This window comes from Rhodococcus sp. CH91, from assembly GCF_022554085.1.
Classification (GTDB): domain Bacteria; phylum Actinomycetota; class Actinomycetes; order Mycobacteriales; family Mycobacteriaceae; genus Rhodococcus.
Window position 1 is genome coordinate 70,476 of the sequence record NZ_JAKFYR010000005.1, and the last position, 23,641, is coordinate 94,116.

Annotated in this window: 17 protein-coding genes; 10 read left to right on the forward strand and 7 right to left on the reverse strand. The window is 68.8% G+C overall.

The features are described 5' to 3' along the window. Nucleotides 1–30 precede the first annotated feature (30 nt). From MOM01_RS11535 to MOM01_RS11555, 5 genes are read left to right on the forward strand one after another with little or no spacing between them, the layout of a single operon-like run. Nucleotides 31–663 carry a TetR/AcrR family transcriptional regulator gene (locus MOM01_RS11535; protein ID WP_241385575.1) on the forward strand — a complete coding sequence of 211 codons (633 nt, stop codon included), beginning with the start codon at nt 31–33 and terminating at the stop codon, nt 661–663. Further along, a complete protein-coding gene (locus MOM01_RS11540; protein WP_241385576.1) occupies nt 660–1,088 on the forward strand; it encodes an HIT family protein in 429 nt (142 codons plus the stop codon). Before MOM01_RS11535 ends, MOM01_RS11540 begins: the two co-directional genes overlap by 4 nt. A gap of 4 nt (nt 1,089–1,092) precedes the next feature. Further along, entirely contained in the window at nt 1,093–2,712 is a 1,620-nt protein-coding gene (locus MOM01_RS11545; protein WP_241385577.1) for an L-lactate permease, read from the forward strand. 49 nt (nt 2,713–2,761) lie between these two features. Continuing rightward, entirely contained in the window at nt 2,762–3,793 is a 1,032-nt protein-coding gene (locus MOM01_RS11550) for a Dyp-type peroxidase (RefSeq protein WP_241385578.1), read from the forward strand. Continuing rightward, entirely contained in the window at nt 3,790–4,593 is an 804-nt protein-coding gene (locus tag MOM01_RS11555) for a family 1 encapsulin nanocompartment shell protein (protein WP_241385579.1), read from the forward strand. The genes MOM01_RS11550 and MOM01_RS11555 overlap by 4 nt, the downstream gene beginning before the upstream one ends. Nucleotides 4,594–4,612: 19 nt before the next feature. Here the strand turns inward: MOM01_RS11555 and MOM01_RS11560 are convergent, their stop codons facing one another. Next, complete coding sequence (locus tag MOM01_RS11560; RefSeq protein ID WP_241385580.1) at nt 4,613–5,092, reverse strand: MarR family winged helix-turn-helix transcriptional regulator; 480 nt, start codon at nt 5,090–5,092, stop codon at nt 4,613–4,615. A 46-nt stretch (nt 5,093–5,138) separates the two neighbouring features. Then, entirely contained in the window at nt 5,139–5,801 is a 663-nt protein-coding gene (locus MOM01_RS11565) for an alpha-ketoglutarate-dependent dioxygenase AlkB family protein (RefSeq protein WP_241385581.1), read from the reverse strand. A 104-nt stretch (nt 5,802–5,905) separates the two neighbouring features. Between MOM01_RS11565 and MOM01_RS11570 the strand changes: the two genes are divergently transcribed. Then, on the forward strand, nt 5,906–6,718 hold the full coding sequence (locus tag MOM01_RS11570; RefSeq protein WP_241385582.1) for an SDR family oxidoreductase: 813 nt from the start codon (nt 5,906–5,908) through the stop codon (nt 6,716–6,718). Between the two features lie 61 nt (nt 6,719–6,779). Beyond that, nucleotides 6,780–7,751: a phosphotriesterase family protein gene (locus tag MOM01_RS11575; RefSeq protein ID WP_241385583.1), complete on the forward strand. Its 972-nt coding sequence runs from the start codon at nt 6,780–6,782 to the stop codon at nt 7,749–7,751. 26 nt (nt 7,752–7,777) lie between these two features. Here the strand turns inward: MOM01_RS11575 and MOM01_RS11580 are convergent, their stop codons facing one another. Together MOM01_RS11580 and MOM01_RS11585 are read right to left on the reverse strand one after the other, a co-directional pair. Further along, nucleotides 7,778–8,497, reverse strand: coding sequence for a 2OG-Fe(II) oxygenase (locus MOM01_RS11580; RefSeq protein ID WP_241385584.1), 720 nt, complete (start codon nt 8,495–8,497; stop codon nt 7,778–7,780). Nucleotides 8,498–8,596: 99 nt separating this feature from the next. After that, nucleotides 8,597–9,025: a MarR family winged helix-turn-helix transcriptional regulator gene (locus MOM01_RS11585; protein WP_241385585.1), complete on the reverse strand. Its 429-nt coding sequence runs from the start codon at nt 9,023–9,025 to the stop codon at nt 8,597–8,599. 88 nt (nt 9,026–9,113) lie between these two features. Here MOM01_RS11585 and MOM01_RS11590 point away from each other — a divergent pair, with 88 nt between their 5' ends. Further along, the gene (locus MOM01_RS11590) at nt 9,114–11,012 is read left to right on the forward strand and encodes an ABC transporter ATP-binding protein (protein ID WP_241385586.1); all 1,899 of its coding nucleotides are present in this window, start codon (nt 9,114–9,116) and stop codon (nt 11,010–11,012) included. Here MOM01_RS11590 and MOM01_RS11595 read toward each other — a convergent pair. From MOM01_RS11595 to MOM01_RS11605, 3 genes are read right to left on the reverse strand one after another with little or no spacing between them, the layout of a single operon-like run. Further along, nucleotides 10,963–12,612 carry a (2,3-dihydroxybenzoyl)adenylate synthase gene (locus MOM01_RS11595; protein ID WP_241385587.1) on the reverse strand — a complete coding sequence of 550 codons (1,650 nt, stop codon included), beginning with the start codon at nt 12,610–12,612 and terminating at the stop codon, nt 10,963–10,965. The genes MOM01_RS11590 and MOM01_RS11595 overlap by 50 nt on opposite strands. Before the next feature lie 43 nt (nt 12,613–12,655). Further along, complete coding sequence (locus MOM01_RS11600) at nt 12,656–13,441, reverse strand: SDR family oxidoreductase (protein ID WP_241385588.1); 786 nt, start codon at nt 13,439–13,441, stop codon at nt 12,656–12,658. After that, nucleotides 13,438–14,580 carry an isochorismate synthase gene (locus MOM01_RS11605; protein WP_241385589.1) on the reverse strand — a complete coding sequence of 381 codons (1,143 nt, stop codon included), beginning with the start codon at nt 14,578–14,580 and terminating at the stop codon, nt 13,438–13,440. The genes MOM01_RS11600 and MOM01_RS11605 overlap by 4 nt, the downstream gene beginning before the upstream one ends. Before the next feature lie 178 nt (nt 14,581–14,758). On the opposite strand from MOM01_RS11605, the gene MOM01_RS11610 reads away from it, so the two are divergent. Both MOM01_RS11610 and MOM01_RS11615 read left to right on the forward strand, forming a co-directional pair. After that, nucleotides 14,759–22,510, forward strand: a complete 7,752-nt coding sequence (locus MOM01_RS11610) for a non-ribosomal peptide synthetase (protein ID WP_241385590.1) — start codon at nt 14,759–14,761, stop codon at nt 22,508–22,510. 92 nt (nt 22,511–22,602) lie between these two features. Further along, on the forward strand, nt 22,603–23,631 hold the full coding sequence (locus MOM01_RS11615; protein WP_241385591.1) for an ABC transporter substrate-binding protein: 1,029 nt from the start codon (nt 22,603–22,605) through the stop codon (nt 23,629–23,631). Nucleotides 23,632–23,641: the final 10 nt, after the last annotated feature.

The following is a 23,641-nucleotide window of genomic DNA, read 5'->3' on the forward strand; positions in this document are numbered from 1 at the left end:
GGGGTAGCGGTCTCAGGAGGGGGAGAGGAAATGTCGGTGAAATCGGGTAGTTCGGGTCGGGTCCGGGATGCGGCGCGCACGCGTACCGCGTTGCTGGACGCCGCGCTCGAAGTATTCCTGCGGGACGGATACGCGGCAGCGGCCACCGAGGAGATCGTCTCGGTGGCCGGGGTGACGCGTGGGGCGCTCTACCACCACTTCGCGGACAAACGCGATCTGTTCCGCGGCGTCGTCGAGCGCATCCAGAGGGACGCGGAGGAATCGCTGGCTCCCGCCGAACCCGTCGACGACCTGTGGGAGGGCTTCACCCAGGCGGTGCTCGCGTCACTCGACGCGGTGTACGACCCGGCGACGCGGCGGTTGCTGCTCATCGAGGCACCCGCGGTACTGGGGTGGGCGGATGTGCGCGAGACCCATCGGAATTCGTCCCTGAAGGCGATCGAGCGCATGATCGCGACTCTCGATCCCGGCAGCTACGAGATCGGTGCGACCCGCACGTCGGTGCTCGCGCATCTGCTCGTGGCGGCCGTCGAGGAAGCGATGCTGTATCTCGCCCACAGCGACGATCCGGTGCGCGACCGTCCGACGGTGCAGGGCGAACTGCTGCGGCTGCTCGAATCCGTCAAGGGGCCGGCGGAACCCGAGGAGACCGCGACCCGGTGACGGACTGCATCTTCTGCGCCATCGTGGCCGGGCAGGCGCCGGCCAGCGTCGTACTCGACGAACCGGACGTACTCGCGTTCATGGACATCCGGCCGTTCACCCCGGGGCATCTGCTGGTGATCCCGAAACGGCACGCTTCCGGTTTGGCGCAACTCGATCCGGAAGACGGGGCGAAGGTCTTCGCTGCGGGTCAGCGGATCGCCACGGCGATGCGTGCGAGCGATCTGCCGATCGACGGGGTGAACATGTTCCTCGCCGACGGTGTCGCCGCCGGGCAGGAAGTCTTCCACGTCCATCTGCATCTCGTGCCGCGCACCGCAGGTGACGGCTTCGGGATCCGTGCGCGCTGGCAGACGCCCCGGCGCGCCGTGCTCGACGGCACGGCCGAGGCGATCCGCACCGCGGTGGAGACACGCCGGGCATGACGCGGTGACGGGCGCCTACATCCAGCCGATCGCACCGGTCGGCGGTTCACTCGCGTGGTCGGCACTGGTGGCCGTGCTGCCGCTGCTTACCATGCTCGTGCTGCTCGCCGGTTTCCGGCTGCGCTCGCATTCCGCTGCGGGCATCGCCGTCGTGGTGGCTCTCGCCGTCGCCGTCGCCGTCTACGGCATGCCGTTCGGTTCGGCGCTCAGCGCAGGTGCCGAAGGCGCGGTGTTCGGCCTCTTCCCGATCATGTGGACGGTGGTCGGTGCCGTCTGGGTGTACCGGCTCACCGTGGAATCCGGGCACTTCGACGTGCTCACCCGGGCGTTCGGGCGGATCTCCCCGGACCCCCGCATCCTGACGATCGTCATCGCGTTCCTGTTCGGCGCGTTGCTCGAGGCGGTCGCGGGGTTCGGCACTCCGATCGTCGTCGCGACGGTGGTCCTCATCGGGGCGGGACTGCCGCCGGTCCGTGCCGCTGCGGCGTCGCTGCTCGCCAATTCCGTCGTCACTCCGCTCGGTGTGATGGGCACTCCGATCCTCACCATGTCCCGTGTGTCCGAGATCCCGATCGACGAGATCGGTCCGGTCGTCGCGCGGCAGGTCTGCCTGCTCGCGGTGTTCGTGCCGCTCGTGCTGGTCGCGGTGGTCGGCGGATGGCGCGGAGTCCGGGAGACGTGGATCGTGGCCTTCCCCGTCGGCCTCGCCTTCGCTGCCGCCCAGTTCGTGTGCGCGAGTTACCTCACGGTGGGTCTGAGCAATATCGCCGGTGCCGCGGCCGGTCTCGCCGTGCTGCTGGTGGTGACGAGACTTCGCCCCTCGCCCGGCCCGGACCGGGAAACCGGGCACGATCGGGAGGCCGCGGCTCCGCGGATCCACGACTCGCGCCGACGCGTCGCCGAGGCCTTCGCTCCGTACGTGCTGATCGTCGTCGTGTTCCTCGTCAGCCGGTCCGGTCCCGTCGCCTCCCTGTTGTCGAACGCGAGTCTGTCCTTCACCTGGCCGGGGGTGGACGTGAGAACCGCCGAGGGCGCCGTTCCTGCCGCGGAGACGTTCACGCTGGATCTGCTGACGGCACCGGGCACCCTCGTGTTCTTCGCGGCGCTGCTGTCGATGCCCGTTCTGAAGGTCGCCGCCGGGGACGCGATGCGGTGCCTGGTCGCGGCCGTGATGCAGTTGCGGTGGTCGTTCGCGACGGTGACCGCGGTCCTCGCCCTGGCGTACGTCATGAACCTGTCGGGGCAGACGGCCACGATCGGCGGATTCCTCGCCGGCGCGGGGGTGGCCTTCGCACTGCTGTCGCCGGTCCTCGGCTGGCTCGGTGTGGTGGTGACGGGCTCGAACACCGCATCCAACGCGATGTTCGGGAGCCTGCAGGTGGCCGCTGCCGAGCAGTCCGGCCTCGACCCCACCGTCCTGGTCGCCGGCAACATGGCCGGCGGCACCACCGGCACTCCGATCGCGCTGCAGAATCTCGCACTGGTGTCGTCGGTGAAGGGACTGTCGGGCAAGGACGGTCTGCTCCTGCGCAGGATCTGGCCGCTGAGTATCGCCGGTGTGGTGGTGCTGGCCCTGCTGGTGTGGTTGCAATCCACCTCGGTGCTGTCGTGGATGCTGCCCTGACGGCGCGGCGCATCTGCCCCTGTCCGTCCCGGTGAACTACCGTGAACGCGTGGCGCGCGCACAACCGATACTGACCCCGCTCACCGAAGCGGCGATCTTCCTCGTCGTCACGGTCGACGAGGGAGCCGAGGACGTCGTCCGTGATCTCCTCGAAGACCTTTCGGGCTTGCGCCGCTCGGTCGGCTTCCGCATCCCGTCGGGTGGTCTGTCCGTCGTCACGGGCATCGGTTCCGCTCTGTGGGATCGATTGTTCGCCGGTCCCCGTCCCGCAGAACTGCATCCCTTCGTCCCGCTCGACGGCGGCCGGCATCGGGCTCCCTCGACTCCCGGCGACCTGCTGTTCCATCTGCGTGCCTCGACGATGGACCTGTGCTTCGAACTCGCCGCGAAGATCAACGATCGTCTGCGCGGTTCGTCGACGGTCGTCGACGAGACGCACGGTTTCCGCTACTTCGAGCGCCGCGACCTGCTCGGCTTCGTCGACGGCACCGAGAACCCCGAGGACGAGGAAGCTGTCGAAGCGGCGCTGGTCGGGGACGACGACCCGGACTTCGCGGGTGGAAGCTACGTCATCGTCCAGAAGTACCTGCACGACCTGGCGTCGTGGAACGCACTGTCCGTCGAGGAACAGGAACGGGCGATCGGCCGGACGAAGCTCGACGACATCGAGCTCGACGACGAAGCGAAGCCCGCGAATTCGCATGTCGCGCTGAACGTGGTCGTCGACGAGAACGGGGCCGAGCGACAGATCGTGCGCGCGAACATGCCGTTCGGCAGCTTCGGGGCCGACGAATTCGGCACCTACTTCATCGGTTATTCGGCCACCCCGGAGGTGACCGAGCAGATGCTGCGCAACATGTTCCTGGGTGATCCCCCGGGCAACACCGATCGCATCCTGGACTTCTCGACCGCGGTGACGGGCTCGCTGTTCTTCTGCCCGTCGCTGGAGTTCCTCGAAGATCTTCCGCCCTCACCGGCGGGTACACCCTCCCACGAAGATTCGGCTGTCTCGCCCACCGGCCGGGAGGCCGGCGACGGGTCACTCGGAATAGGCGCTCTGCGAAGGAGTTCGACGCTGTGAACAATCTGTACCGCGACCTCGCCCCGATTTCCGAGGCGGCCTGGGCCGAAATCGAGGAAGAGGCGGCGCGCACCTTCAAGCGACACGTCGCAGGACGCACCGTCGTCGACTTCTCCGGTCCGCACGGCACAGATTTCGCGGCGGTGGGTCTCGGTCGCACCCGCGAGATCGAATCCCCGGCTCCCGGAGTCCGGGCACGCCAGCACCGCGTCGCGCCGGTCGTCGAACTGCGCGTGCCGTTCAGCCTGTCGCGTGAGGAGATCGACAACGTCGAGCGCGGCGCCCACGACATCGATCTCGATCCGGTCAAGGAGGCGGCCCGTCAGATCGCTTTCGCCGAGGACCGCGCGATCTTCGAGGGTTACGCGGCGGCCGGCATCGAGGGGATCCGCGCGTCGTCGTCGAACATGTCCCTGCAATTGCCCGAGGACCCCCGCGACGTCCCCGAGGTCATCAGCCAGGCGCTGTCGCAACTGCGCCTCGCCGGTGTCGGAGGCCCGTACTCGATCCTGCTCGGCGCCGACGAGTTCACGAAGGTCAGCGAGACATCCGATCACGGCTACCCGATCCGTGAGCAGCTGCGCCGCCTCATCGACGGCGACATCATCTGGGCACCCGCGATCGACGGCGCCTTCGTGCTGACCACTCGCGGTGGCGACTACGACCTGCAGGTCGGTCAGGATCTGTCGATCGGATATCTCTCGCACGACAGCGAGACCGTGAACCTGTACTTCCAGGAGTCGTTCACGTTCCTCGTGTACACGGGCGAGGCATCGGTCCCGCTGCTCGCGCATCGCTGACGCGGCCCGGGGCGCTGGTTCAGAGCGCCCCGGCCTTCAGCGCTGCCGCGTTCACCCGCACGAGCACGGCATGCAGGTTCTCGAGCTCGTCGAGTTCGACACCCAGCGCGTCGACCACCTGCCCGGGCACCGACTCGGCCTCGCTGCGCAATGCGTGGCCGGCGTCGGTGAGTTCGACGACCAACTGTCGTTCGTCGGCAGCGCTGCGTCGCCGGGTGAGCAGTCCCAATGCTTCGAGCCGCTTGAGCAGGGGCGACAGAGTGGGCGAGTCGAGCTGGAGCAACCGGCCGAGTTGCTTGCTCGTCAGCGGCGAATGCTCCCACAGGGCGAGCATCACCAGATACTGCGGATGGGTCAGTCCCAGCTTGTCGAGGATGGGCCGGTAGACCGCGAGCACCGCGCGATTCGCCACCGCGAGAGCGAAGCACACCTGACGATCGAGTGCGAGAGGATCGTCGCCGGAGGCCGGGAGGTGTGGGACCGGGGAGTCGACGCTCATGCCCCGACGATACAACCGGGACTTCGCCCCCGATTCTCGCGGGCCGCTAGGTCAGTCCGGTGGTTCGCAAGGTGATGTTCAGGCGGCCTCCGGTCAGCCCGCACTCCGCATTCCCGGTACCGGGGTGGATCAGCGGCACCCCGTGGAAGGCGAACCGCGACGGGCCACCGAAGACGAACAGATCACCGGATTCGAGGCGCACGTCGGTGTACGGTCGCCCCCGCGATTCGGTGTTCCCGAACCGGAACAGACACGCATCCCCGAGGCTGATCGACACGATCGGGGCGTTCACCCGCTCGTCCTTGTCCCGGTGCATCCCCATCCGCGCAGCGGGGTCGTAGAAATTGATCAGCGCGGTGTCGGGTTCGTACGCCCGCCCGGCCGCGGGGTCGTCGTAGGCATCTGTGACGGCACGGCGCCCGAGGTCCACGAGCGTGGGGGAGACAGGTGGAACGGGGGCGTCGTCGACGTCCACGGCGGTGCGGGTGTAGCGATAAGGCGACCAGTGCCATCCGAGGCACACCGTGCTCACCGACATCCGTCCACCTCCGGGCAGGGCGGTCCGGCGCATCGGGGCGGGGGGACGAGCCCACTCGCGGCACTGTTCGACGAGTTCGCGTTGCCGATTCGTGGAGAGCCAGCCGGGTATGTGTACTGCACCCGGCGCGATCGTGCGCCGGGGACGGGAGACGGAGAACAGGTGGTCCATCTCTGATGCTCGGCCTTCCGTAGGTGTGGGTGGATGCGGAAACGGGTCGATACCCCCACTGTGCCGTAGGGTGCGGCGGATCGGCGGATGCGGAGGTGGAAACGGTGAAGGTCCAAGGCAGAGTGGCCGTCGTGACGGGCGGAGGCGGTGGTATCGGCGGTGCTCTCGCTGCCGGACTCGTCGAACGGGGTGCACGAGTGGTGGTCGCCGACCTCGATGAGCAGGCGGCACAGGAGGTCGTCGGGGCGCTCGTGCAGAAGGTGCCGGGGAGCGCGGTCGCGGTGGCCGCCGATGTCTCCGACGAAGAACACATCCGTGGTCTCGTCGAGCGTGCCGAAGCGGAGTTCGGTCCCGTCGATCTGTACTTCGCGAACGCCGGCGTGACGGGCCTGCCCGGTCTCGATGTCGAGGATTCGGTGTGGGAGCAATCCCTGGACGTCAACCTCCGCGCGCACATTCGTGCGGCACGGCTGCTGGTGCCGCGCTGGGTCGAGCGGGGCGAGGGATATTTCGTCAGCACCGCCTCGGCGGCGGGACTGCTGACGCAACTCGGCTCGGCCACCTATTCGGTCACCAAGCACGCTGCGGTGGGGTTCGCCGAATGGCTGTCGGTGACCTACGGCGACCAGGGGGTGCGGGTGAGCTGTCTGTGCCCGATGGGCGTGAACACGGCGCTGCTGTATGCGGGAGACGAATCCGGCCACGCCCTCGGCGAACTCGCCACTCGTGCCGTCACGACCGCAGGCCCGGTCCTCGAACCGTCGGACGTCGCGGAGACGGTGTTCGCGGCGATGGAGGAGGAGCACTTCCTGATCCTTCCGCATCCGGAAGTCCTCGAGATGTACCGGAGCAAGGGCGCCGACTACGACCGCTGGTTGCGGGGGATGCGCCGCTACCAGGAAGCCCTCCGAGGGTGAGATTCTCCCGGTTCGCGAAACCTGCTCGCACACCGCGGGCAGTGGCCTAACGTCTGCGGACATGACTTCCGTCGATACCGTGCGCGGCCCCCTCGAGACGAGCCGTCTGGGCAGAGTCCTCCTGCACGAGCACGTCTTCGTGCTCGGCGAGGAGATCCGCAGCAACTTCCCCGACTATCCGAGCGCGTGGGACGAGGACGAACGTGTCGAGGATGCCGTCGAGAAATTGCAGGCGCTCTCCGAGCGAGGCATCGACACGATCGTCGATCCGACGGTGGTGGGTCTGGGGCGATACATCCCGCGGATCCAGCGCGTCGCGGAGCGGACCGACCTCGCCATCGTGGTCGCGACCGGCCTGTACACCTACAACGACCTGCCGTTCCAATTCCACAACGTCGGGCCGGGACTGCTCGTCGACGGTCCGGAGCCGCTCACCGAGCTGTTCGTGAAGGACATCCGGGAGGGGATCGCCGGTACGGGAGTGCGCGCCGGAATGCTCAAGTGCGCCATCGAAGTTCCAGGATTGACACCGGGGGTCGAGCGGGTGATGCGGGCGGTGGGGCAGGCGCACGTCGAGACCGGAGTGCCGATCACTGTGCACACGAACCCGCACACCGGCTCGGGAGAGGTGGCGCAACGAGTGCTCGCGGAGGAAGGCGTGGACCTCACCAAGGTGGTGATCGGGCACAGCGGCGACTCGACCGATCTGGACCATCTGCGCCGGATCGCCGACGCCGGATCGATTCTGGGAATGGACCGTTTCGGGCTCGACCTGCTGCTGCCGTTCGAGCAGCGCGTCGACACCGTGGCGGCCCTGGTGGAGCACGGTTACACCGAGCGGATGGTGCTCTCGCACGACGCGTCGTGCTTCATCGACTGGTTCCCCCACGATGTGAAGCAGGCGGCCGTGCCCAACTGGAACTACAACCACATCAGCGACGATGTGCTGCCGGCCCTGCGCGAACGGGGTGTGACCGACGAACAGATCACCACGATGCTCGTCGACAATCCCCGACGCTTCTTCGAACGGTGACGCGCGTCCGGCCCCCCGTGCCGGTCTCAGGCTGCATCGTGCAGGACGAGACCGAGGGTGCGCCGTAGGCCGGAGCGGACAGTGCTCACCCCGTGACGCACGGGTGCCCGGGACCATCCCCGCGCCGAACGGATCGGACGGTCACGAGTGGTGAAGATCAGAGCGTGACCCCGCTCGAGCATCGTGACGGTGCCACGCGACTGTGCGCGGGGGCGTTGTTCGACGAGGAGGAACTCGCCGCCGGTGTGATCGACGCCCGGCCGGTCGAGGCCGATCACGACCTGCAGCGGGAACACGAGGTCGCCGTAGAGATCCCGGTGCAGGGCGTTCCAGTCGCCGGCGGTGTAGCGCAGCATCAGAGGGGTGGGCTCGGTCTGTCCGGCGCGATGGCACATCCCGAGCCAGTCGCCGAAGTCGTCGGGCCAGGGAGCGGGATCGCCGAGACGTTCGGCCCAGGAGCGCGCAGTGCCGAGGAGGTGCCGGTAGAACGCCGAGCGGAGCTGGGTGGCGAGGTCGGGGACGGGCCGCCCGAAATACCGGTACGTGCCGTGTCCGTACCGGTAGCGGCCCATGTCGATCGTGGTGCGGAAGAGGGTCTCGTCGTCCCACAGGGCGGCGAGAGCCGAACATTCGTCGCTGCTCAACAGTGGACCGGTCTGCACGCAACCGTTCGCGTCGAGTGCGCTCACCAGCTCGGGCCAGGCGAGTTCGTCCACGCGCGACTGCAGGGATCGTGTGACGGTCACGGGTGTTCCTTCCACGATTCGGCCCACGCTTCGGCCCGGACACTACGACAGGTAGACGTCGCAGCCGTCGGGAATGTGAGTATCCCTGGAAGGCGGAGATCAGTGCGGCAGATCGTCGACGAGCTTGTGCAGCAGGCGAGCGAGCTCGGCTCGTTCGTGGGAGTCGAGTCGCGCGAAGACCTCGACGGCCTGGGCATCGCGCGCGGACTCGAGTTCGGCGCGGGTCTCGCGTCCGAGTTCGGTGAGCCGGACGCACACCGCGCGCCGATCGGCGGGGTCGGGGAGCCGCTCGGTCAGGCCCCGGGATTCGAGGCGGTCGACGACCTCGGTGGCCGAGCGGGGAGCGATGCGCAGTGCCCGGGCCACCACGCCGAGGCGGATGGGTTCGCCGGCCCGGCCGATCACGTCGAGTGCCCGATGTTCGTGGGGCGACAGATCCCACGGTGCCAGGATGCCGTGCCACCGTCGCCGCAGCGTGCGCGTGGTGGTGATGAGCAGATCGCGCAGTGCGACGGGAGAGTCGGGCATGTCGTCAGACTACCTCACTTGACGGTTACCTCTCAATGAGGCAACCTCAACAAGTACGACTCACGAATCACGAATCGAGGTGGCGCACATGATGCAGCCCCCACCCGGCCCAGGCGGCAGACCGGGCCGCCGCGGCAAGATCGACAAGAAGGATCTCGAACAGCTCCGCGAATCGCCGGTGAGTCTGCGCCGCATCGGCGCCCTGTTTGCTCCCTACCGATGGAAGATCGCGCTGGTCGTCGCGCTCATCGTCGCCTCGTCGGTGATCTCCCTGGCCACCCCTTTCCTCGTCCGCGCCGTCATCGACGACGCCATCCCGCACCAGAACGTGAGCCTGCTGTTGTGGGCTGTCGGCGGCATGCTCGCCGTCACCGTTGCCGGATCGCTGCTCTCCGTCGTGCAGACGTGGATCTCGACGACCGTCGGCCAGCGTGTCATGCACGGCCTGCGCACCCAGGTGTTCAGCCACCTGCAGCGGCAGTCACTGAGCTTCTTCACCCGTACCCGTGGTGGGGAGATCCAGTCGCGGCTGACCAACGACATCGGCGGTATGCAGTCCGTGGTCACCAACACGGCGACCTCGCTCGCCGCCAATATCACCACCGTCGTCGGCACAGCGGTCGCGATGGCCGTCCTGAGCTGGCGGCTCGCCCTGCTCTCGCTGATCGTGCTGCCACCCGCGATCTGGCTCACCCGGCGCGTCGCGCAGATGCGCCGGGCGGTCACAGCGCGCCAGCAGCGCAGGCTCGCCGACATGCAGTCCCAGATCGACGAGGGGCTGTCGGTGAGCGGGATCCTGCTCGTCAAGACTCTCGGAACCGGTCCGGTGCTCTCCGACAAGTTCGCGCGGACGTCGGAGGATCTCGCCGATCTCGAGGTCCACGCCCAGTTGTCCGGTCGCTGGCGCATGGCCACGATGAACATCGTCTTCTCGGCGATCCCTGCCGTCCTCTACCTCGTCGCCGGTCTACCGGCCACCTCCGGCGGCATGACCATCGGTACGCTCGTCGCCTTCACCGGATTGCAGGGCGCGTTGTTCCGGCCGCTGATGAGCCTGCTCGACGTCGGTGTGTCCGTCACCAGTTCGCTGGCACTGTTCAGCCGGATCTTCGAGTATCTCGATCTTCCCGTGGACATCGGCGATCCGGCGGAGCCCGCGCGAGTGGATCCCGAGAACGTCGCGGGGCGGGTGCGGTTCGAGAAGGTGACCTTCCGCTACGAGGGAGCACACCGGAACGCGCTCGACGGAATCGACCTCGACGTTCCGGCCGGAGCGCAGATCGCTCTCGTCGGGGAGACGGGCTCCGGCAAGAGCACCCTCGGCGCGCTGGTGGCGCGACTGTACGACCCGACCGGAGGATCCGTGAGCATCGACGGTGTCGACCTGCGCGACATGCGACTCGCGGACGTCGCGGCACTGGTCGGCGTGGTGGCGCAGGAAACCTATCTCCTCCACGCGACGGTCCGCGAGAACCTGCGCTACGCGAAACCCGACGCGAGCGACGAGGAGATCGAGGCCGCTGCGCGCGCAGCGCACATCCACGACCTCATCGTCTCGCTGCCCGAGGGATACGACACGGTCGTCGGAGCCCGGGGGCACCGTTTCTCCGGCGGCGAGAAACAACGGATGGCGATCGCGCGCACGCTGCTGCGCGATCCGCGCATCCTCGTGCTCGACGAGGCCACGAGCGCGCTCGACAACGACACCGAACGCGCCGTCCAGCAGGCACTCGACGCGGCCCGCACCGGCCGCACGACGATCACCATCGCGCACCGCCTGTCCACGGTGCGCGACGCCGACGAGATCGTGGTGCTCGATCGCGGCCGGATCATCGAACGCGGCCGGCACGACGAGCTCGTCGCACTCGGTGGCAGGTACGCGGCCCTCGCCACTCGCGCCGAACGGCACGGGGCCGGGCCGCTCGGGCAGGACGAGGTCAGTTCTCCAGCGTCGCAGCGAGAGCCCGCCGCAGTTCGTTCCGGCTGATCTTGCCCACCCCCGTGACGGGGAAGGCGTCGACGAACTGCACCTTGTCGGGGATCTTGTAGTCCGCCAGGCCCCGCTCCCGGAGAAAGGTCTTGAGTGCGAGTGCTTTCGGTGCCTCGCCCTCGGTGACGACGAAGGCGCACGTCCGTTCGCCGAGATACTTGTCGGGCATCGACACGACCGCGGCGTCGAGCACCGCCGGGTGTGCGATCAGGTGGTTCTCCACCTCCTCGGCGGCGATCTTCTCGCCCCCGCGGTTGATCTGATCCTTCGCGCGGCCCTCGACGACGATGTAACCGTGGTCGGTGAGACGCACGATGTCGCCGGTGCGGTAGAAACCGTCGGCGGTGAACGCGGTCGAATTGTGTTCGGGTGCGTTGTAGTAGCCGCGGATCGTGTAGGGACCGCGGGTGAGCAGGTGCCCGGGCGTGCCGACGGGAACGGGATCTCCTGCGTCGTCGACGATCCGGATCTCGTCGTCCGGACTGATCGGCCGGCCCTGGGTGGTGACGACGGTGTCCTCGTCGTCGTCGAGACGGGTGTAGTTGACCAGTCCTTCGGCCATGCCGAAGACCTGCTGCAGGGTGCAGCCGAGTTCCGGGCGGACCCGTTTGGCGGCCTCGGCGGGGAACTTCGCGCCGCCCACCTGCAGTACTGCGAGCGACGACAGATCCCGTTCGCTGCGCGCCCGCGCCGACAACCAGGCCTGTGCGAGTGGCGGCACGAGCGAGGCCATGGTGATGCCCTCACTCTCGATCAACGCGAACGCGGTGTCCGGGCTCGGATCGGGGGCGAGCACGACGGTGCCACCGGAGTGCAGCACGCCGAGGATCCCGGGAGAGCTCATCGGGAAGTTGTGGGCCGCGGGCAGGGCGACCAGCATGCGGGTGTCGGCGTCCACCCCGCAGATCGTGGCGGACTCGCGCACGGAATACAGATAGTCGGCGTGGGTGCGGGGGATGAGCTTGGGCGTTCCGGTCGTACCGCCCGACAACTGCAGGAAGGCAACGGTGTCGGCGCCGTTCTCCGCGATGGGGGCCGGATCGTTCTCCCGTAGCGAGGCGAGCGGAACGAATTCCTCGGCGTCCCCGGCCACGACGACGGCGGGCGGGCGTTCCGTCTCCGCGGTGATCTGCCGCGCGAGAACGCGGTAGTCGAACCCGCCGTGCTCCGCGGCGATCACGTAGGCAGCGGCATCGCTGAAACGGCAGAAGTAACCGATCTCCGAGGCTCGGTGCGCGGGCAGGGCGAAGACCGGTAGGGCGCCGAGACGGAACACCGCGAAGAGCACCTCGACGTACTCGACGATGTTCGGCAGTTGCAGGACGACCCGATCTCCCTTCCCGACCCCGAGTTGCGCCAGCCCGCCGGCGATCCGGGATGCGGCGTCGTCGACTTCGCCGTAGGTGAGGCGACGCAGCGTGCCCGTGGCGTCGTTCCCGACGACAGCGGTGCGTTCGGCGAAGTCGGCGGCGCGAGCAGGGAGGAACTGTCCGAAGGTCTCGTCCGTCCAGTAGCCGGCTGCGCGGTACCGCTCGGCGAACTCCTCGGGGTAGCGGGGGGTGGCAGCGAGCGGAGTGCGCGCGAGACCGATTGTCACGGAACGGATCCTTTCGGGAAGAGGCGGAGACGATCGGGCGGGTTCAGGCTCGGAGGGTGGCGCCGCCGTCGACGTACAGCGCCTGCATGGTGATGTGGCGGGCGCGATCGGAGAGGAGGAACTCGATGGCATCCGCGATGTCGGCGGGGTCGGCGATACGGCCGAGCGGGATACCGACCTTGAACTGGGAGAGATCCCCCTCGATGGCTCCCCGCACGCCGGCGTCGTCGTCCGGGTCGGTCCACAGCGACCGCTGCATCGCGGTGTCGGTGGAACCGGGAGCGACGACGTTGGCCCGGATCCCGTATCGCGCCAGTTCGAGTCCGAGCACCCGGACGATCATCGTGGCGGCCGCCTTGGACGAGCCGTAGACCCCCATGTCCATGCGGGGGACACCCGCCGAGTTGGAACCGACGACGACGATCGATCCCGACCGGCGTTCGCGCATGGCACGCCCGACCGCACGCAGGACCGACACCATTCCGGTGACGTTGACATCGAAGATGTACTGCCAGTCCTGCGGATCCGAGTCGAGTACCGATCCGGTGGTGAAGACACCCGCGACGTGTGCGAGATGCGCGATCGGGCCGTGCTCGGCCTCGATGCTGTGGACGACGTACTCGACGGCGTCGTTGTCGCGGATGTCGACGGGGTAGACCGGGACGGGCGTGTCCAGGAGCGCTGCGGTCTTGCGCAGGCCTTCGGGATCGCGGTCGGCGAGCACGAGGCGGTGACCCCCGCGCGCGAGGGTCTCGGCGGTCGCGCGGCCGATGCCCTGCGCGGCCCCGACGACGAGGGTGACGGGGGTCGGTGATGCAGGCGTGGTCAACGGAGGACTCCCAGGGCGTCGAGGACGGTGCCGAACTTGACGGTGGTCTCGGCGAGTTCGTCGGCAGGATCGGAATCGGCGACGATACCGCCGCCGGCATATGCGGTCAGCCCGAGCCCGTCGGGTTCGAGGACGGCGCAGCGGATGGTCACCATCCATTCGCCGTCCCCGTCTGCATCGCACCACCCGAGCGCGCCGGCATAGAACCCCCGGTCGCCTTCGAGGTCGCGGACGAGTTCACGGGCGAGCGCGGTGGGCGTGCCGCAGATCGCGGGAGTGGGGTGCACCGCGAGAGCGAGGTCGAGTGCGGTCACGCCCGGATCGCGCAGCCGTCCTTCGATGGGGGTGCCGAGATGCCACAGTTGCCGCGTGCCGGTCACCGACGGACGCTCGGGGATGTCGAGCTCGGCGCACAGCGGTTCGAGTGCCGTGCGGATCGCGTCGATCACGTGGGCATGCTCGGCGAGGTTCTTCGTCGACGCGGCGAGTCGGTCGGCCGTGGCGCGGTCGATCTCGGGATCCCGGTGGCGGGGAGCGGATCCGGCGAGCGGGTGTGCGGTGACCCGGTCGCCGCGACGCCGCACCAGCACCTCCGGGCTCGAACCCACGAGACGGTATCCCGACCAGGCGTCCCCGGCAGGTGAGAGATCGACGGCGAAACCGTTGCGCGACGGGTCGTTACGTGTGAGCGCCGCCAGCAGGTCGTGGGGTTCGACGGGGCGGTCGGCGCGCAGCACGAGCGCGCGGGCCAGCACCACCTTGAGCAGGTCGCTCTCGTCGGAGCGGAGCAGGTGCAGCGCGGTCTCGACGCGGTCGACGTGCTGGTCTTCGGAGGGCAGCGCACCGGCGATCGTGATCGCCGGGAGTTCGGCGGGCGGTAGGTCGTAGGGAACGGGGGAGTGGTGCAGGAGGTGTGGTGCGGTCAGCGCGGCGGGATGGTCGGGAGCGAACGGCAGCGCCCCGACGATCGCGGGGACCCGCCCGGCGCGAAGCGCGTCCGCGGCGTCGGAGGCGGACCGGAACTGCTCGGCGACGCCTTCGGCGACGACGGTGCCGTGCGGGCGTGAGAGGACGAAGGGGTGCGCGACGGGCCGTTCGGCCCGGTCGGTTGAGGTTGCGCCGACGACCGGCACTTGCATTCTCGTACCTTCCGGTTGTGGAGGTCTGCTGGGCGACTGCGCCAACGGGACACGCGATCACTGAGCAACATATACGGTAAGGCTTACCTTTGGTACTGTTCCGTTCGGCGCCGTCGTGCGCAGGTGAGCGGATTCCGTTCCGACCCAATCGTTTCGACCGAAGGAAAGAGGATCTCCAGTGCCCATTGCCGGCCCGGACGCCTCACGGCTCGCCCTGTCGCGCGCCCAGACGGGCGTATGGTTCGCCCAGCAGCTGGACCCCGACAACCCGCTGTTCAACACATCCGAGTGCATCGAATTGCGGGGCGAGGTCGACGAGGAAGCGCTGGCAGCAGCGGTATACGGAGCCGCCGGCGACGCCGAGGTGCTGGTCGCCGCGTTCGAGTCCCTGCCCGACGGTACGGTCGTCCAGATTCCCGGTGGGCGCGGGCTGGATCTGGCGCCGACCGTCGACCTGACGGACGCCGCGGACCCCTGGGCCGCCGCCCACGAGTGGATGACCCGGGACCTCGCCCGGCCCGTCGACCTGGCGGTCGATCCCTGCGTCCGGGCGGCCCTGCTGCGCCTGGCGGCCGATCACGTCGTCGTCTACCTCCGGGCGCATCACATCGTCCTCGACGCCTTCGGCTTCTCGCTGTTCAACAGGCGGATCGCCGAGCGGTACACCGCACTGGTCGCCGGCACGGAACCCCGTGTCGCCCCGTTCGATCCGCTCGAACCGGTGATACGGGAGGAATCGGACTATCGTGGCTCCGCCGATTTCGAGACCGATCGCCGCTTCTGGGGCGAGTACCTCGCGGACGTCGACGAGGCCGTCGCCTTGCGGCCCGGCCCCGGCGGCATCGCCCGTCGATCCCGTGCCGTGCGGTTCACTCTCGACGCCGATCGGCACCGGGCGCTGGTGGCGCTGGGCAAGGAGGCCGGGGCGAGCTGGGGTGATGCGGTCACCGCTCTCGTGGGGGCATATCTCCGCGGCGCGACCGGGCAGGAGGACGTCACTCTCGGCTTCCCCGTGATGAACCGCCTCGGGTCGGCGGCCCTGAAGGTACCCGTCACCGCGGTCAACGTCGTCCCCCTGCGGCTGAGGCCCACCGCATCGATCGGCCTCGTGGATCTCGTCGGACAGGTGCGGGACGGAGTGGCCCTGTGCCGCAAGCACTACCGTTATCGCACCGAGGACATCCAACGCGATCTGCACCTGCCGGCCGGGTCACGCGGCGTCATCGGACCCTCGGTCAACGTCAAGCCCTTCGGTGACTCGCTCCGGTTCGGGGACATCCGCGCCTCGGTGCACTCGGTGGCCCGAGGGCCGCTGCAGGATTTCATGGTCACGGTCCGTCCGCTCGACGGCAGCGCCGGACTCGAGGTGTTCGTCGACGCCGACGCCGACGTCTACACCGACGTGGATCTGAAGGCCCACGCCGACCGCCTCGACATGCTGTTCAACTCGGTGGCGGACCGGGATCCGCACACCCCGCTCGCACAACTGCCCATCATCGGCGACGAGGAGCGGCGGACGATCGTCGACCGCTGGAGTCACAGCCCGGACATCCCGTTCGATCCGGACCTGACACTCGTCGACCTGCTGCGCATGCGGATCGAGGCCGCGCCCGACGACCCGGCGGCCGCGGACGCCCGCGAGACGCTCAGCTACGCGCAGTTCGGTGCGCGGGTCCACCGTCTGGCGCGGTATCTCGTCTCGCACTTCGACCTGCGCGGACCGGAAGCGCGGGTCGCGCTCGCGTTGCCCCGCACCGTCGACGCGCTGGTCGCCATCCACGCCGTCCTCGAGACCGGCGCCGCCTACATTCCGCTCGACGTCGACCAGCCTCTCGAACGCCTCGCCCACATCCTCGGCTCCACCGCTCCGGCCTGTGTCCTCACCGCGCGCGTGACCGACGACCGGGTGGCCGAGGTCGCGGGCGGTCCGAGCCGTCTCGTGCTCGAAGACCTCGACCTCGACGCCGTGCCCGACACACCGCTCGCCCCCTCGGAGCGTGGTCCGCTGTCCGCCGATTCGATCGCCTACGTCATTCACACTTCGGGCTCCACGGGCAGGCCCAAGGGTGTGGTGGTTCCCCATCGCGGCCTGGTGAATCTGTTCCACAGTCACCGCGCACAGGTGTTCACCCGCGCGGCCCGTGAGGCCGGCCGCGACACCGTCCGGCTGGGACTCGCCTGGTCGCTGGCCTTCGACGCGTCGTGGCAACCGCTGCTGTGGATGCTCGCCGGACACACCGTGGACATCGTCGACGAGACGACGCAGCGCGATCCGGTCGCGCTCGCACGCCGTGCACTCGACGAGGGATGGGACTTCGTCGAGTTCTCGCCGAGCCAACTCGAGCAGTTCGTCGACGACGGACTCTTCCCGGACGGCACCGTGCCCACCCTCGGGTTCGGCGGTGACGCGGTCTCCGAGAGATTGTGGAGACGACTGCGCGAACGCCGGGGTGCGGCCTTCAACTTCTACGGCCCCACCGAGTGCAGTGTCGATGTGCTGGTCGCGGAGGTGGCCGATGCCGAGACCCCCGTCGTGGGCCGGCCCGTGGCCAATCTGCGTGTCTACGTCCTCGACGCGGGACTCGCGCCGGTTCCGGCCGGAACCGAGGGGGAGCTGTACGTGGCCGGGCCGGGTGTCGTCCGGGGTTATCTCGACGCGCCCGCGCTCACCGCGACGAGATTCGTCGCGAATCCGTTCTGCCCGGAAGCTTCGGGTGCCTATGCGCGGTTGTATCGCACCGGCGATCTCGTGCAGTGGACCGAGGACGGTCGCCTCGTGTACCGCGGTCGCGTCGACAACCAGGTGAAGGTCCGGGGGTTCCGCATCGAACTCGGGGAGATCGATACCGCTCTCCTGCGCATTCCCGGTGTCGCCCGGGCCGCAACCGTGGTGCGCACCGATCCCTCGGGCGCCGCACAACTCGTCGGCTATCTGGTCGGGCAGGACGTCCCGGAGCCGTCCGAGGCCCGTCGTATCGTCTCGGAGTTCCTGCCGGCCTACATGGTGCCCGCCGCACTCGTCGTCCTCGACGAGATGCCGCTGACCTCCAACGGCAAGCTCGATCGGAAAGCTCTGCCGGAGCCGGACTTCGCGTCACTGGTCTCGTCCCGTGCAGCCGAGACCGATGTCGAGCGGGCCCTGTGCCGGATCTACGCCGACATCCTGGGGCTCGAGACGGTCGGCGCGGACGACGACTTCTTCGCGCTCGGCGGCCATTCGCTCAGCGCGGCGAAACTGCTCGCCCGTATCCGGGACGAACTCGGTGCCGACCTGCCCATCCGCACGATCTTCGACAATCCGCAGGTCGTGGATCTCGCGGCCCACTGCGAGCAGTCCGGTGGTGCCGACGCGGCCGGTCCTGCGCGGCCCCTGCTCGTTCCTCGCGGCGACACCGAACTCGCGCCGATGTCGTACGCGCAGCAACGCCTGTGGTTCATGTACCGCATGGAAGGGCCGAGCCCCACCTACAACGTGCCGATCACGGTGACGCTGCACGGGCACGTCGACCCGGATGCCCTGCGGCGCGCGGTCTCCGATGTTCTCGTGCGTCACGAGAGCCTGCGGACCGTGCTCGTCGAGCGCGACGGTGCCGGGATGCAGCGCGTACTGCCTCACGACCCCTCGGCCGTGCCGTTCGCGGCCGAGTCCGTCGACCGGGAGGATCTCGCCGGCCGGCTGCACTCCGAGGCGCGGCACGCGTTCGACCTCGAACGCGAGATACCGCTGCGTATCCGGCTGTTCACGATCGCGCCCGACGAGCACGTCATGCTCGTACTCGCCCACCACATCGCCAGCGACGAACTGTCCACGCCCTTGCTGCTGCGGGATCTCGGCAGCTTCTACTCGGCGCACGTGCGCGGCGGATTCCACGATCCGGATCCGCTGCCGGTGCAGTACGCCGACTACGCGATCTGGCAACGCGAGCTCCTCGGCGATCCCGCCGACGAATCGTCTCTCGTTGCCCGCCAACTGGACTTCTGGCGCCGAGAACTCGACGGTCTCCCGGCAGAACTCGATCTTCCCGTCGACCGCCCGCGCCCGGCGGTGGCGTCCTATGCGGGCGGCGGTGTCGAACACCGGATTCCGGCCGGTCTCGCGAGTGGAATCCGTGAGACGACACGCGCCACCGGCACCACGATGTTCATGATGGTGCACGCCGCGGTGGCGCTCGCCCTCGCTCACAGCGGTGCGGGGGAGGACATTCCGCTCGGGTCGCCCACGGCCGGTCGTCCCGCGCCGGAACTCGACGATCTCGTGGGATTCTTCGTCAACATGGTGGTGCTGCGCACCGACCTGTCGGGTGATCCCACCGTGCGGGAACTTCTGGGCCGCATCAAGGACTGCGATGTCGCCGCCTATTCGCACCAGGACGTTCCCTTCGATCGCGTGGTGGAGACCGTCAACCCCGAGCGCAGTGCGGCGAGACACCCGCTGTTCCAGGTGATGGTCCAGTACCAGAGTCCGCCGGCGATCACGGGATTCGACGATCTCGCACCGACTCCCTCGTTCGTCGCGAACGACACCGCCATGTTCGACCTCACCTTCGACGTGATCGAGGAGGCCGGCGGCGAGCTCTGCGTGCGGGTGGAATACGCGCGGGATCTGTTCGACGAGTCGTCCGCCGCCGCCTTCGCAGCGCGGGTCGTGCGCGCGTTCGAGGCGCTGTGCGCCGACCCGGAGGCCAGGCTCTCGCACCTCGATCTGCTCACCGAGGCGGAACGAGAAGTGCTGGGCGCAGGTGAGGGCGCCGCACCGGCTCCGAGCCCGGAGGCGCCGGGCAGCCTGCCCGAACTGTTCGGGACCACCGTGGAGCAGTTCCGCGACGAGATCGCGCTGGTGACACCGTCCGCGCGGATGACCTTCGGCGAGCTCGACGCGTGGTCGGACCGCATCGCGCGCCATCTCGCCGCGAACGGTGTGGGGCCGGAAACCGTGGTGGGCCTGAGCCTTCCGCGGGAAGCGATATTGGTCGCGGCGATCCTCGGTGTCTGGAAGTCGGGTGGGGCCTATCTGGTACTCGATCCGGAACAGCCCGCCGAGCGCAACGAGTACATGATCCGTGATGCCGGTGTGAGCACGGTGCTCGACGCCGACCGCCTCGCCGCAGCGGACGATCGGCCCGGGACCGGTCTCCCGTCCATCGTGCGGCCGGGCAACACCGCGTACATCGTGTACACCTCGGGTTCGACAGGCACTCCCAAGGGCGTGGCGGTATCTCACCGCGGCGTGGTGAACCTGTGGGAGACGGTGCGCACCCGCACCGTCGGTGATCCGGGGACGCGACGGCGCGCGGTGCTGCTGAGCTACACCTTCGCCTTCGACTCGTCGATCGAGCCGCTGCTCGCGATGCTCGGTGGCCATGTCGTCCACGTGCTCGCCGAAGACCTCATGGCGGATGCCGGTGAGATCGTCCGCTACGTCCGCGACCACCGCATCGACGCGCTCGACTGCGGACCGGTGCTCGCCACCCGGTTGATCGCCGAAGGGCTCCTCGATCCGGACGCTCCCCACCGGCCCGAGTCGATGGTGCTCGGCGGGGAAGCGGTCCCCGGCGAACTGTGGTCACACCTGGCGGCGAATGCCGATGTGCGCGTGAACAACATGTACGGGCCCACCGAATGTACCGTCGATTCGACCGGTGCCGTGCTCACCCCGGGAAGCGCTCCGAACATCGGAACGCCGATCCCCGGCGGACGGGTCTACGTCCTCGACCGTTTCCTGAGGCAGGTTCCGCCGGGAGTGGCGGGCGAACTGTACGTCGGCGGCCCGCACGTCGCCCGCGGATATCTGGGGCGGTTCGCACAGACTGCGGGACGGTTCGTGGCCGATCCCTTCGGTGCCGCCGGCGAGCGTCTGTACCGCACCGGTGATCTGGTGCGCTGGAGGGTGTCCGAGACCGACGGTGCGGTGCTCGACTATCTCGGCCGGACGGACGACCAGGTGAAGATCCGCGGCTTCCGGATCGAACTCGGGGAGATAGAGACCGTTCTCGGCGGACATCCGGAGGTGACGGCCGCAGCCGTCGTGGTCCGTGAGGACGAACCGGGCCGTAAACGCCTCGTCGCCTATGCCTCGGGGACGGCGGACCCGGACACACTGCGGGTATATGTCGCGGACCGGCTTCCCGACTACATGGTTCCGGCCGTGACGGTCGTACTCGACGAACTGCCGGTCACCCGCAACGGCAAGATCGACCGCAAGGCGCTGCCGGAACCGGTGTTCGCGCCGACCGCCGAGCGCCGGCTTCCCGCGGACGGCCTCGAGGGACGTCTGTGTGAGCTGGTGGCGCGTGTGCTCGGACTCGACGCGGTCGGGCCCGACGACGACTTCTTCGCTCTCGGTGGCGATTCGATCGTCTCGATCCAGCTGGTGTCCGCGGCGCGCGCGGCCGGGATCCGATTCACCGCCCGGCACGTCTTCGAACACCGGACCTCGGCGGGCCTCGCCCGCGTCGCGGAGATCGAGGACGGTCCCGGCGCGGTCGACGTGGAAGCCGCGCTCGGTGAGGTGCCCGCGACGCCGATCGTCCACGACATGCTCGACCGTGGTGGGCCCTACGCCCGGTACGCCCAGTCGAGGCTGCTGCTCGCGCCCGCCGGACTCACCCTCGACGCGCTGACCGAGGGGGTGCAGGCACTGCTCGACACGCACGACGCGCTCCGGGCGATGTTCGACGACCGGACGCGAGTACTCGACATCCGGCCGGTCGGCGCCGTCGATGCCGCCGAGGTGGTGACCCGCGTGGACGTCTCCGGGTCGGCCGACATCGAGGATGCGGTGATCGCCGCGACCGACGCCGCTTATGCCGAACTCGATCCCGCTTCGGGCGTGCTCGTTCGTGTGATCTTCTTCGATGCGGGGTCCGGCCTTCCGGGACGCGTGTTCGTCGCCGTGCACCATCTCGTCGTGGACGGTGTCTCGTGGCGCATCCTGGTGCCCGATCTCGCCGGGGCCGTCGGCGGTGTGGCACCGGTCCGCGCGGCCACCTCGCTGCGACGCTGGGCCCGAGGACTGCTCGACGCAGCGCCGGCGCGCAGGTCCGAACTGTCCCTGTGGCGGCGGATCCTCTCTCCGGCGGGTCGTGTGCGCGTGGCCTCGGATGAGCCGGATCCGGTGCGGCACACCATGGCGGAGACCGAGAGAGTGCAGGTCGAGATCCCGGCCGATGTCACGGATGCCCTGCTGACCACCGTCCCGGAGCGTTTCCACGCCGGGGTCGAGGATGTCCTGCTCACCGCACTGGCGCTGGCCTCGGCGCGGGTCTGCGGTGAGGGTGCGGTCGCGGTCGACCTCGAGGGGCACGGCCGTGAGGAGCAGGCGGTGCCGGGTGCGGACCTGTCCCGCACCGTGGGGTGGTTCACGACCCTCTATCCGGTGCGGCTCGAGGTCGGTGGACTCGACATCGCCGACGCCTACGCCGGGGGCACGAGTGCCGGTGACGCGCTGAAACGGGTCAAGGAACAGTTGCGGGAAATCCCGGACAGCGGAATCGGCTTCGGCATGTTGCGGCACCTCGATCCGGTCGGAAGGTCGGAACTGGCGACCGCCGGCACCGTCGACGTGGGGTTCAACTATCTCGGCCGGTTCACTCTCGGGGAGACCGAGGGGCAGGCCTGGTCGAGTGCCCCGGAGAGCACTGCGCTCGGGGGCGCGACCGAGGCCGCCATGCCGGTCGCTCATGCCGTCGAGATCGGGGTGTTCACCGACGATTCCGGTGATGCACCGGTTCTGCGCGGGACGTTCGGGTACAGCCCCGCGCTGGTCTCCGGCGCCACGGTCGCAGCGCTCGCCGACGAGTGGATCGCCGCGTTGGCGGCTCTGGCCCGGCACTCCGCGCACGAGGATGCCGGCGGGTTCACACCCTCGGACCTGACGCTCGGCGATCTGGATCAGGCGGAGATCGACGATTTCGCGCTGGAATTCGGCTGACGCGAAGCTCTTGGCGGCGCGGCGGCTTTCGGTTAGCCTAACCAATCGTGACCGGGACAACGCGTTCCGGCGAAGAATTTGGGAGAACAAGGATGCGGGTTCTGGAACGGAAGCGCGCGCGGAGCGCTCTGGCGCTCGGCGCGGCAGCGTTGCTGGCCGTCGGATTGGTGGGATGCTCGAGCGACGGTGACGGTGACAGCGGCACCGAGAGCGGAACCGAGTCGGCCGCGACCCGCACCTTCGAGGCGCAGAACGGCAGCATCGAGATCCCGGCGGATCCGCAGCGGATCGTCGCATGCGGCTACGCGACCCTCCCGCTCATCCAGGCGGGCGCCGACCTCGTCGCGGTGTGCGAGTGGAGCCGCGAGCTCGACAACATGGACGAGGAGACCCTCGCCGCATACGAGGCCCTGCCCAAGGTGGCTCCGGACGGTTCGGTGTCCGAGATCAACTACGAGGCCGTCGCCGCCGCCGATCCCGATCTCATCATCATGGGTGTCCCGGCCCGCGTGCAGGAGCAGGTCGACACGGCCAAGCTCGAGGCGCTCGCCCCCGTCGTCTTCCTCGGGCTCACGGTTCCCGGTGAGTGGCGCGAACTCGGCGAGCAGTACGCGGACGCCGCGAACGTCAGCGACTCCTACGGAGAGTTCAAGAAGGAGTACGAGGCCCGCACCGCCGAGATCTCCGAGAAGTACGCCGACACCCTCGGCGGACTGAAGTTCGCCGGCGTGTGCAGCGTCTGCGGCACCGAGCCCGGCGAATTCAGCCGCGAGTACGCGTCCTCGTACACCACCAACCTGTTCGACGACCTCGGCTTCGACTTCCCCGGTGAGCCGGCCGATCCCGCGGACGTCCACGCCGAGTACCTCTCGGTCGAGCAGCTGCCCGAGAACCTCTCCGATGCCGACGTGATCGTCTACGGCGTGGAAGCCGACGGATCGCTCACTCCCGAGCTGGAAGAACTGTTCGCCTCGCCGCTGTGGCAGGAACTGCCCGCGGTCAAGGCCGGCAACCTCGTCGCCGTCAAGCACTCCAGCGCAGCGACCTACGAAACCGCTCTGCTCGCACTCGATTCCATCGAAGCCGAACTCGAGAAGCTCCCGGCGAACCAGCAGCAGTAACAGCGCGTCG